General features: G+C 57.1%; 11 protein-coding genes and 1 pseudogene. 4 read left to right on the top strand and 8 right to left on the bottom strand.

Annotation, left to right across the window (positions count from 1 at the left end):
* The first annotated feature begins 355 nt into the window (after positions 1-355).
* The 3 genes from JJB74_RS29020 (at position 356) to JJB74_RS29010 (ending at position 1806) form a co-directional block, all read left to right on the top strand.
* The gene (locus tag JJB74_RS29020) at positions 356-925 is read left to right on the top strand and encodes a hypothetical protein (RefSeq protein WP_200598041.1); all 570 of its coding nucleotides are present in this window, start codon (positions 356-358) and stop codon (positions 923-925) included.
* Positions 926-940: 15 nt separating this feature from the next.
* Entirely contained in the window at positions 941-1258 is a 318-nt protein-coding gene (locus JJB74_RS29015; RefSeq protein ID WP_200598040.1) for a hypothetical protein, read from the top strand.
* A gap of 104 nt (positions 1259-1362) precedes the next feature.
* Positions 1363-1806, top strand: coding sequence for a hypothetical protein (locus JJB74_RS29010; RefSeq protein WP_200598039.1), 444 nt, complete (start codon positions 1363-1365; stop codon positions 1804-1806).
* Between the two features lie 290 nt (positions 1807-2096).
* Here the strand turns inward: JJB74_RS29010 and JJB74_RS29005 are convergent, their stop codons facing one another.
* From JJB74_RS29005 to JJB74_RS28980, 6 genes are all read right to left on the bottom strand, one after another.
* Positions 2097-2774 carry a hypothetical protein gene (locus JJB74_RS29005; protein WP_200598038.1) on the bottom strand — a complete coding sequence of 226 codons (678 nt, stop codon included), beginning with the start codon at positions 2772-2774 and terminating at the stop codon, positions 2097-2099.
* Positions 2775-2889: 115 nt separating this feature from the next.
* On the bottom strand, positions 2890-4320 hold the full coding sequence (locus JJB74_RS29000; RefSeq protein ID WP_200598037.1) for a UvrD-helicase domain-containing protein: 1431 nt from the start codon (positions 4318-4320) through the stop codon (positions 2890-2892).
* Between the two features lie 160 nt (positions 4321-4480).
* Positions 4481-5059, bottom strand: coding sequence for a hypothetical protein (locus JJB74_RS28995; RefSeq protein ID WP_200598036.1), 579 nt, complete (start codon positions 5057-5059; stop codon positions 4481-4483).
* A gap of 2 nt (positions 5060-5061) precedes the next feature.
* Positions 5062-5433 carry a hypothetical protein gene (locus JJB74_RS28990; protein ID WP_200598035.1) on the bottom strand — a complete coding sequence of 124 codons (372 nt, stop codon included), beginning with the start codon at positions 5431-5433 and terminating at the stop codon, positions 5062-5064.
* A gap of 107 nt (positions 5434-5540) precedes the next feature.
* On the bottom strand, positions 5541-5915 hold the full coding sequence (locus JJB74_RS28985) for a hypothetical protein (protein ID WP_200598034.1): 375 nt from the start codon (positions 5913-5915) through the stop codon (positions 5541-5543).
* 133 nt (positions 5916-6048) lie between these two features.
* A complete protein-coding gene (locus JJB74_RS28980; protein ID WP_200598033.1) occupies positions 6049-6636 on the bottom strand; it encodes a hypothetical protein in 588 nt (195 codons plus the stop codon).
* Positions 6637-6884: 248 nt separating this feature from the next.
* Here JJB74_RS28980 and JJB74_RS28975 point away from each other — a divergent pair, with 248 nt between their 5' ends.
* Positions 6885-7856 (top strand): 5'-3' exonuclease H3TH domain-containing protein, encoded by a 972-nt coding sequence (locus JJB74_RS28975; RefSeq protein WP_200598032.1) that lies wholly within the window; start codon positions 6885-6887, stop codon positions 7854-7856.
* Positions 7857-8048: 192 nt separating this feature from the next.
* Here JJB74_RS28975 and JJB74_RS34335 read toward each other — a convergent pair.
* Both JJB74_RS34335 and JJB74_RS28965 read right to left on the bottom strand, forming a co-directional pair.
* Positions 8049-8390: pseudogene (locus tag JJB74_RS34335) on the bottom strand (hypothetical protein); the annotation flags it as partial.
* A gap of 211 nt (positions 8391-8601) precedes the next feature.
* On the bottom strand, positions 8602-9834 hold the full coding sequence (locus JJB74_RS28965; RefSeq protein ID WP_325170194.1) for an RNA-guided endonuclease InsQ/TnpB family protein: 1233 nt from the start codon (positions 9832-9834) through the stop codon (positions 8602-8604).

The raw sequence follows: 9834 nt of genomic DNA, 5'->3' as shown, positions 1-9834 counted from the left end.
GCGCGCTTCCTCGCATTTCCCTCAGTTTTCGCTGCCTTATATCGTAGTTTCTCGAGGAATTCAGAGGGTCGTTTCTACGCAAATCCCTTGCCGTCACTGCACGTCAGAGATTTTGCACGGACGACTAATTACTCATGTTTCAAAATAATTCACTTCACTACCAAGGTATGCCGTTTTCATCAAGAACAGGCGGTGGCCCGAAGAATTCAGTCATATCACTTTCGTATGCCTTTAGGATATGAACGCCCCATTCACCTGCCGAGGCACTTTCTTGCATCAAAAGTTCTATGACCTTATCTACTATGTATAACAGTGCTTTATAATCGGAAGCCTCTTCATTAATTCAGGAGGTCGGATGCCAGGTGCCATTGACGATTTCTCGACGCTTGTTTCAATCAAAACCCCAGACGATTTATTGCAGCGCCCGCTTTACCACGAACGCATCAATATCACACAGTCGAAACTGGCCGAAGTCCTGGCGCCCTACCGCTTCAAAGACCCTTACCCCTGCGGCATTTCCGATTGCCGCACACTGCACCAGCGAGGTTTTCTCGTCCGAACCGAAGACGACAAGGAAACCAATATTGGAAAAGATTGTGGCGTGTCCTATTTCGGCCAAGACTTCAAAATCAAGGCATACCTTCAGGAACAGCGAGCCACGCTCAAAGCTCAAATCGATGTCTTGGATGGCGTGCGGCATCGCCAGCCAGAGCTAATGCATCGTATTGCGGATTTATTCAATCGACCCTTTGGCGTGAAATGGGCGGAATCTACACTGCGGGGATTCAAGGATGCAGTTGGACATGTCATCTATCGCCAAGTGCGCGACCGGGCCGCTCGTTCGGAAGTCGTGGTAGAAAGTACCAGGGAAGCCACGGCAGAAGAACGCCAGCGCCAGCAGGCCTTACGCGGGAAAAGCAAGTAGTACATCACCGAGAAGGTGGGAAACTTCACGGGCCTAGAGTTTTTCAATCAACATCCAGAAAAACTGCTTACCGACATTAAGGACAAGCTCTATGCGCTTGAGTCGTTTGATGCGAGAGGCGCGAATGCCCGCACGCGGAAGGAATGGGTGAGCTGGGCCGGTGAGATAGAGCGGACTTTTGAGATCGTGGAGGAAAGCCTTGCGCACGCCGTGCGCTTCTTTTGCCAAAATAATCTGAATCTGCTGCCCCACCTTGCAACGGCGGTACGCGACAAGGAAAAGCTTTCTCAACTACGTTGGAGCACGGCAGAGCACCGCGTTATATCTGGCTAATCCGTGAAAACAAGGAAAGCCATGAAAAGGCTTTCCTTGTAGCGCAACAATGTTTATTAGCTTTATGGCACTATGCGGCTCGCCCCACTTCTTTCGCCGCCCACATGCAAAAGATTCCTTTGGTATTTCTCCTTTCCGCTCTCCCGGTATTGGCAGTGGCTGCCGACAAGTGGATTCCCGTTATCTCTCAAAACGCACCTGGTGGGCCAATACTTCTCAACACCAGCACCATTCAGGTAAATGGCAATGGCAACCGCGTTGCTACACTGCGCATTCTTGCCGCCAAAGGCTATCAAACGGACATGTTGATAGAGTTCGATTGCAGGTCTCGCAGAACCCATACCCTCGCCAGTGCCACCACTGATACTGAAGGCCACCTGATAGCGGCTGGGGGGCGCAATGTCTACCTGGTTCACGGAAGAACAAAGCGCGGGATTTGGCCAAGTCTGCCATTGACCCTTCACTTCGCACAAAAGAAAAAGCTCCGAGACGCAAATGCGTGCTCGGAGCGTGAGATCAGTGTCGTGGAACGACAAAAGATCGGTTAGATGCCAAGGGCCTTCACGATAGGACGCGAAATTACCCAACCGGTGATGCAGCAAGCCGTAAATACGAGTGCCATGGAAGACTCCTTGAAAGCGTTAGGGATGAGAGAAGGATGCAAAGGACTTTGCGTTGTCTTTGCACAGGTGATATGTCCAACACGCGCTTGTAATCGCGCCCCTTACACGCGCTTGTAAGACCAGGGCCGCTGAAAAGAAAAAGCCCGGGTCTCCATAGGGAGTGATCCGGGCTGGTGGTTGAGGAAAAGACTGCGTGCTGCGTTGGTTGCTATCGGCTAGACAAGCTCGAGTTCCAGCGTGCGCTGCGGCGCTTCACTCCGCGGGGGAGGCGTTACCTGGCGCTGGTAGTCCTGATGCGCCTCGATCATCTCGTTGATATTCACGCCGCCGATCGAGACTTTTTCGGTGGTGGTGAATAGCGAGTGCGTAGCTTCGATGACCATGCATACGGCCAGCGAACGCAACGCATAGAGCGTTTCAAGCTCAAAGCGCTCCTGGCTGGTGTAGTAGTCCACCGTGCCAGTCGGTGCTTTGCCTTGCGTCCAGCTGGTAAGCCGGACGTCGGCGACGGCAATCGGCTCACCGCGGCGGGACACCGTGGTGCGCTCGACCTTGTAGTCGAACTCGTTGAGGCGTCGCTTTGCCGCGGCATCATCAATCGCCTTGACTGTCCCGGCATCGCGATCCAGCAGGTAGATCTGGCGCCGGTTCGCATCGTGGATGTCGATCGCGTAATCCACCTCGGCATTCACGCGCGGGGCAACACCGAGCCGGCACAGATACGTCCCGGACTCCCGCACGATCCACATGAACTTCACGCCGGGCGCGTCGTTCTGCCGAAGATATTCCCGGTCGTGGACATACAGGTCTTGCTTGTACGATGTGAGCAGCGGGTAGCCCGCTTGCTCGACGATCGAGGTCATTCCTTCAAACAGCTTCTCTGCGTTCATCATGCTTCTCCTGAGGATTGGTAAATCCAGGCGTTGCGTTTGCCTGGCTCAGGAAGATGAGAAACACCAATTAGGAAACAGAAAGAACGACAGCATGGCTGTCGAACAACGCCTTGTCTTATGGAGGTGACAGGAGCGTTCCGGAGGCCAAGGCGTTCGCGAAGGCGCGATATTGCAGGTTCACCTGGAGAGTTTGTCTGGCTCGAGTCATTGCGACGTAAGTGAGGTTGATCTCCTGCTCGAATTCCGGGGAAGGGTCGATAAGGCGATGGCCCTTCTTGTCCACGAGATCCTGGAAATCGTCGTCCAGCATCACCTGATCGAATTGCAGCCCTTTGGAGCGATGCGCCGTCAGCAGTAGGACATCGGCCTGCTCCGGTTGCGGGCAGGCGCGCGCAGCAACCTCGGTCATCAGTTCGGGCAGTTTTGCGCCGTACTGACTGACCACGCCCGCCAACGAGAGCACCTCCTTGTCCCCTGTCTCCCGGCCATAACGGGAAACCGCTTCGAAGTCTGCGAACTGGCGGAAGAACGGGTCTTGTATCCGGTCCGTTTCTTCCGCCCAGAGGCCATGGAGATCGCTCAGCTTGCCCAGGAGCGTCGTATGCATGTCGCCGATGAAGTGCACGCGCCGGTCCCGCATCAGGCGTATCGCCTGCTTGAAAACCCCGGCATTGGTCCGACTGATGATCGCAAATGGCTTTGCATCGTTCACGCGGCCAACATTGGGAGCCATACCAGGCTTGCCGACGATGGTCTGGTCTTCACCCTTCATGTAGCGAAGCAGATTGGTGGCGGCGGCCGCAATATCGTCGCCAAAGCGCATCGAGTGCGTCAGATAGTGCGGCTCGGCACCCGCCAACATGCCCATCACGTCGACGTTTCCGCGAAAGCCGTAAATAGATTGATGGCGGTCACCGACCAACACTTTGGCGCACGCCTGCTGGAAGACGATATCGGCAGTGACGGGATTCGTATCCTGCGCTTCATCGAGCAAAATGATGTCGTAACGGCGGGACAGCACCGGGCCGGACAGTTGGTACAGCTTCAGATAACCGTCGTGCGGCAGGGGCACTGCCGTTGCCGGATCGATCATATCCCGCCAGACATGCTGCGCGGCGGCGCCCAGCTGCTGCCTGTCGGAGAAGGCCAAGTGTTCCGGCGCATGCTCGACCCCAACGGTGGGTGAAGCCGAATACATGAAATTCGAAAGCGTGCGCTCCAGCATGGTCGCGACGATCAGCGGGACGTCTGCGTAGAGCTGGGTGATATCAATCGCACGCAAGGCACCGATCTTGTGGCGGAAGGCATGCCCCACTGCCGCATAGGCGAGCGAATGGATTGTGCGGCAGTCGACGTTCGCTGGAAACGAGGCAGCGGCTTCCGTTGCCATTGCCTTATTAAAGGCGAGATACAGGATGCGGGAGCGCGGCCTTAGTGCAGCATATCCGCGTAGAGTCGTGGTTTTACCGGCGCCGGCGAACGCACGAACAGTGACATGCCTCGCTTGGCTGTGAATGATGCCCGCTTGTTCATGCGTGAAATCCATTGCGGCATTATCCCCCACGGCCGGGCATGCGCGGTAGTCCACATTGGGTACTTACAAAGTTGCGGCTATAGACCTCGCCGTCAAATAAAAAGCCGCGACAGGCTGAACAGAACTCTGTTCAGCGATGCCGCGGCGGGATGCCCGATGAAATGGACAGTGGTTAGAGGGATGGCTCGGTCTGCACGGGAAGCACTTCTGCGAACGCCTTTTGGAACTTGGCGGTGAAATGCGCCTGCTGATCCGCCGGGATCTTTTCCAGCAGACCTTTGATCTGCGCCGATACCGCCTGCAGCACGGTGTCACAGCCTTCAAACCCGCTGTGAACGACCATGTTGCGCAGGTAGGTCTCGAACGCTTTCGCGAACACGACATCCGTCGACGGGACGAAGCACACCTGGCCGCCGATGCGATACACCGTCTCCTTGCCAACCAGCGCCGGCGTTTCGTGGAACATGAAATACAAGAGCGCGCCGGATTTCAGGCTCACCTTCCACAGCCGTTGCACGGCGACAGCGCTTCCACTGCCATCCATGCAACCGTGGCCGGCCGCAACGACTTCCGACGCGACCGAGACAGCCTGGTTGGTCATGAAGTCTTCGGCCTGTGTCTGCTGCGTCATATCCGCCTTCAGCCAGAAAACGCCGAACCCCGGCCAGGCCTTGAATGGCTTGGTGTCCTCGGCCGTCGATGTCTGGCCGGTGACGCTATCGAACAAAGCCGAAATTTCTGCTGCTTTCATTATCAGAACTCCAGGATGGTGAAGGTGGTTGGTGGTGGGGTGAACAGTTGCTCTTCGCCTTGCGGCTGGACCAGCTTTTCCCAGTTCGCTGCGAACGGATCGGTAACCAGATCCGAGACATCGGTGAACCGGCCTTGAGCGATCAGCTCGTTCAGCGCTTTGGCGGGCTCCTCTTCCGTGAGCAGTTCCGTGACGGTGCGCAGTGCACACCGGCCGTCGGGAACAGTCAGTCGAACAGGTGCGCCATCCTTGCGCGCATGGATCTGCTGGGAATCGATAACGACTGCCAGATACTCCAATTGCTTGTTTTTGCGCAGGCGCCAGACGACAACATGCTCGTCCGTGCCGACGTAGAACTGCGGGCTTTGCATCATGGGGAAACCTCCGTTAGTGTGTGTTCCGGAGATGCGCCACATCGACACAGAAAGAAAAAAGCCACCTCTCAAGGAGAAAGTGGCTTGTGTCGGTTCGTGTGTGGAGGCTACTGCGCCTTTGCGGCCGCCCAGTCCACCGGCAAGCTGATCCAGTGGCAGTCCAGGCAAACGTACTTGTCGAAGGCCTGCGTGAAATGCAGGTCCATCTTCAGTTCGTTGACGTGGATCGTGACGACATTGCCGGTGGCCGTACTGCGAAGCGTCTTGAGACCGCCCTGGTCCGGCATGGTTACATGGTACTGAACGCCTTCCGGATGGGTCGGCGCCAGCTTCACGACCGTCATCACCCCCTCTTTCCCGTCCACCTGCACCGTCGATCCGGCACCACGCTGGCCGGTATTGGCGACCAGGTTGAACGGCTCGTTCGAACAGCCAGCCAGCAGGCCGGCCATCATCATTACTGCAAAAATTACTTTTTTCATCCACTTCTCCTCGGAGTTTCGGGCTTCGCACCATTGCATCGCCTGACGGTCCAGAAATGACGCACACAAAAAGAGAAGCGGAAAAGGAAAAAGGGGCTCCGACAATATCGTCGGAACCCCTCAATCCCCGCCATCAGCCCAGCGCCGCCGCGATGGCCCGGTCCAGTGCCACGCCTGCGCGCTCAGCCAACTTCTTGACCTGGAGCGATGCGCCGCTCCGGTCCGTCTTCATGGCCTTTTCAGCCAACACCAGCAATGCCTGTGAAGGCAAAAACTCGAACACCTTGCCATCCACATCCTCGTACTGAACGGCCAAATCCTCCCCTGCTTCCCTGCTACCACCTACCAGCCCAACAAACACCTCCGGCATGTCGGAGAGGACGAACTCGAAGAAACTGAGATACGCCTTCATCCGATAGCGTCTTCCACCCTGCGCGGCATGCGCCAGGACGGTATCGACGGCTTCGACCTCGTCAAAGAGGTCTTCTTCCGAAGAGACGCCGACCTGGTCCAACAGCCTGCCGGTACTTGTGTCAAGCACACAAGAGATTGAAAGATCGCCGCCGTCTTCCGCGTAGCGAAAATCGGCCAACAGGCCCATCTTCGCTTCGAACGGAGTCGCTTCCATGACCGTGCTCCGGTAGGAGGCACCGTCCGGCCGGAAGCCGACGACTGTGAGGTTTTGTTTGGCGTGGGAGGCTTGAATCATCTGCATCGACATAGCGAACTCCTGTAATGTGAATATTTGGTTGAAGTGACAAAGACACTTGCGAGGTCCTTACAGGAAGGGAATGTGCGACACGAATTTATAAGACGGCCTCAAACGTCAGAAAATGCCGTTTAAAAACAAGCGCTTGCAATACTGGCAGATTTACATTCAGCGGACATGGTTATAAAATAGGGATTTGTGGAAGTCGTCTCGCGGGTCTCCGCCCGACTTTCTTTACCCTGTTCAAGGACTTTCCAACGATGGATTTCCTCCTGATCGACTGCTATTCCATCGCATACGCATCCCACTTTTCCGCGCCAATGCGGGGCCAGGACGGCAACGAGGTCCAGGCGATCTATGTGACGCTGCGCACCATTGCCAAACGTGCAAGGGAAAACCCCACTTTCGCCCCGGTGCTCCTTTGGGACGGCCATGCCAAGTGGCGCTATGACCTGTACCCCGAGTACAAAAGCGGCCGAAAAAAAGGGGAAGCTGCGCTTGCTGCGCGCGAGTCCGTCTCCCGGCAGATGCCCCACCTGCGCATCATGCTGTCGAAATTGGGCCTGATGCAGCTGCACGACCCGAACGCTGAAGCCGACGATATCGGCCACCAGCTCGGTAACGCACTGGTTGCCAAAGGTCACACCGTCAAATTCCTGACCGGCGACCATGACTGGCTCCAGAACCTGCAACCGGGTGCGTCCTGGCTCGACCACCGCACCGATACCCACATCGCCACGCCCGACGAAATGGAGGCCGCCGTGGGCGCGCGCACGGCTCGTGATTTCGTCCAGATCAAGGCCATGGTCGGCGACACCTCCGATAGCATCGAGGGGGTGGCGAAGATCGGCGAGAAGACTGCGCCGAAGATCCTGGCTGAATTCGGCAGCGTCGAAGGCTTCTTCGCCAAGGTCGACGTTGGCGAATTCGTGCCGAAGTTGGTCGCGCACAAGAACCTGGCCAGCGAGGAAGGCCGGGCGATCTACCGGCGCAATCTCCAGCTGATGGATCTGTCGCTGGCGCCGAGGCTGTCCTCTGAGAGCATCGTCACGACCCGGGAGAATGTCGACCATGCGACCTTCCTCGACTGGTGCGAGCACTTCCAGTTCCGATACTTCCTGCAAAACCCGGCCAAGCTGACCGGCCCGTTCGATGACCTCGTCCGCCGAGCCGACTACAGCGGGCTGTTCCAGGCGCTCCACCAGTTGGGCGACATCGAAGAAGAAGAATAGAAAAAGGCCCACCTCAAAAAAGAGATGGGCCCGATGTTGCAAGTTGAGGCAAACATCAGAAGATGATGCTGCATGGCGCCGTGCCGACTTTCTCCGTGCCGTATCCGCCGTGTAGTACTCGATGTGCCCTCTCACGTAGATGCGGTTGGCATAGACAGTCGCCCATTCCGCGAACCGGATGGGACGGTTGTCGCTATCGCAGAAGAGCCTGACCCGTTTTGGATTGAAGCTGATTTCGATGCCATCGAAGTCGGGCTCGACTTCCATGAACGCGCCATCGCAGCTGGCCATCGGGAACTTGCTGGCCTCACCCGAGGCAATCTGCTCGCGCCCTTTCTGGCTGACGTTGAAATAGCAGTTCGCCAGACTTACGACCTTCTGATATGTCACAGCCGATCCGTTGTACAAGCCCTTCTTGCGCGTGTAGCCGTCCGAGCGGTTTCCCGCATGGATCGTTTGGACGGCGACGCCCTGGCTTTTGAAGACGTTCAGGTTGAGGCGAACGCCGACAATATCGCCGACCGCCGGAACCATGCCCTTGCTCATGATGCGCTTGCTCGTGGCATCGGCCGCCAGGGCTTGCGCAACGGTTTCGTCAGAAACCATGGCAAGGGAGCGGCACTGATAGAGCGGATGGTCTTTCGCGTCCAGTACGGCCGGGCGGTTACTGCTGGCGCTTTCCTCCGTGAAGAAGGAGAACAGTTGACTTCCTCACCGCCCTGAACGGCGGTGATTCCTACGGCGCTCAATTGCGGCGATGAGCCGGCCTTGAGTCGCTTCGGTGGGTTCCTGCTGCTGGCGGCATGACTGCACCGCTCACTTCACAGGCGCATCGGGCGTGTCCCGCCCTGAGAACATTGATTGCGCCAACGACATCGGCGTTTTCCTCATATCCGCATGCCACGCACTCGAACCGGGATTGCGTCTGGCGATTGTCTGCAGAGACGTGGCTACAACACGGACAGGTGCGGCTCGTGTTCTGCGGCGGCACAGCGATGAGCCAGCCGCCGTTCCACGCCAGCTTGTAGTCGAGTTGGCGCCGGAACTCAAACCAGCCTTGGTCGAGGATGGATTTATTCAGGCCCGCTTTCAACCGAACGTTTGTCCGTGGTTTCTCAGTTGTGCCTGCCGCCGACTTGGACATATTCCGCACCTGCAAGTCCTCGATGCATACCATCGCGTGGTTTTGGCTGACCGTAGTCGAAGTCTTGTGCAGATAGTCGCGGCGGGCGTTACCAATTCGGGTATGGATGCGCTGGACGCGGGCTTTCGCTTTCTTCCAGTTATTGCTGAACTTGGTTTTGCGGCTCATCGCCTGCTGCGCCTTGCGCAGCGCTGTCTCATGCCGCCTGAAGCTGTTGAGCGGGGCATAGAATGTGCCGTCCGAGAGCGTAGCGAAGCGGGCAATGCCCATGTCGATGCCCACCGCGTCGCCATGAGGAACGGGCTGCGCTACCTCGCGCTCGGTCTGGATCGACACGAACCATTTGCCTCCCGCCATGTTGACCGTGACGTTCTTGACCATGCCCAATATCTCTCGGCTGTTGCGGTACCGCATCCAGCCGAGCTTGGGCAGAAACACACGCCCATTGGGCCGGTCGAGTTTGATTTGTTTCGGATCCGGATAGCGGAAACTATCGGCCTGGCCCTTCTTCTTAAACCGTGGAAAGCTGGCGCGTTTGGCGAAGAAGTTGGTGTAAGCCCGCTCCAGATCCTTGAGAGTCTGTTGCAGCGGATGCACGGGCGCATTGGCAAGCCATGCTGTCTCAGTGCTGTTGCGCCACTCCGTAAGAAGCTTGCACAGTCCGGCATACCCGAGCTTCTTCTCGCCATGTTCATACTTCGCTTTCTGCAGTGCCAAAGCCCTGTTAAATACGAACCGGCATGCACCGGCGAAGCGGCGCATTTGACGCTGCTGCTCGCCGGTTGGCATGAGTTCGTATTTGAAGGCTTGAAGGCGCTGCATGACATCGATCAT

The organism is Noviherbaspirillum pedocola, assembly GCF_016632335.1.
Classification (GTDB): domain Bacteria; phylum Pseudomonadota; class Gammaproteobacteria; order Burkholderiales; family Burkholderiaceae_D; genus Noviherbaspirillum_A; species Noviherbaspirillum_A pedocola.
The sequence above is the reverse complement of the archived record's forward strand: the minus strand, read 5'-3'. Positions and strand labels throughout refer to the sequence as shown.

What these genes read in the sequence shown, in the direction of transcription:
- JJB74_RS29020 (WP_200598041.1), top strand. Translation starts at nt 356, where the DNA reads ATGCCAGGTGCCATTGACGATTTCTCGACGCTTGTTTCAATCAAAACC.
- JJB74_RS29010 (WP_200598039.1), top strand. Translation starts at nt 1,363, where the DNA reads ATGCAAAAGATTCCTTTGGTATTTCTCCTTTCCGCTCTCCCGGTATTG.
- JJB74_RS29005 (WP_200598038.1), bottom strand. Translation starts at nt 2,774, where the DNA reads ATGATGAACGCAGAGAAGCTGTTTGAAGGAATGACCTCGATCGTCGAG.
- JJB74_RS29000 (WP_200598037.1), bottom strand. Translation starts at nt 4,320, where the DNA reads ATGGATTTCACGCATGAACAAGCGGGCATCATTCACAGCCAAGCGAGG.
- JJB74_RS28995 (WP_200598036.1), bottom strand. Translation starts at nt 5,059, where the DNA reads ATGAAAGCAGCAGAAATTTCGGCTTTGTTCGATAGCGTCACCGGCCAG.
- JJB74_RS28990 (WP_200598035.1), bottom strand. Translation starts at nt 5,433, where the DNA reads ATGATGCAAAGCCCGCAGTTCTACGTCGGCACGGACGAGCATGTTGTC.
- JJB74_RS28985 (WP_200598034.1), bottom strand. Translation starts at nt 5,915, where the DNA reads ATGAAAAAAGTAATTTTTGCAGTAATGATGATGGCCGGCCTGCTGGCT.
- JJB74_RS28980 (WP_200598033.1), bottom strand. Translation starts at nt 6,636, where the DNA reads ATGTCGATGCAGATGATTCAAGCCTCCCACGCCAAACAAAACCTCACA.
- JJB74_RS28975 (WP_200598032.1), top strand. Translation starts at nt 6,885, where the DNA reads ATGGATTTCCTCCTGATCGACTGCTATTCCATCGCATACGCATCCCAC.
- JJB74_RS28965 (WP_325170194.1), bottom strand. Translation starts at nt 9,834, where the DNA reads ATGATCGATGTCATGCAGCGCCTTCAAGCCTTCAAATACGAACTCATG.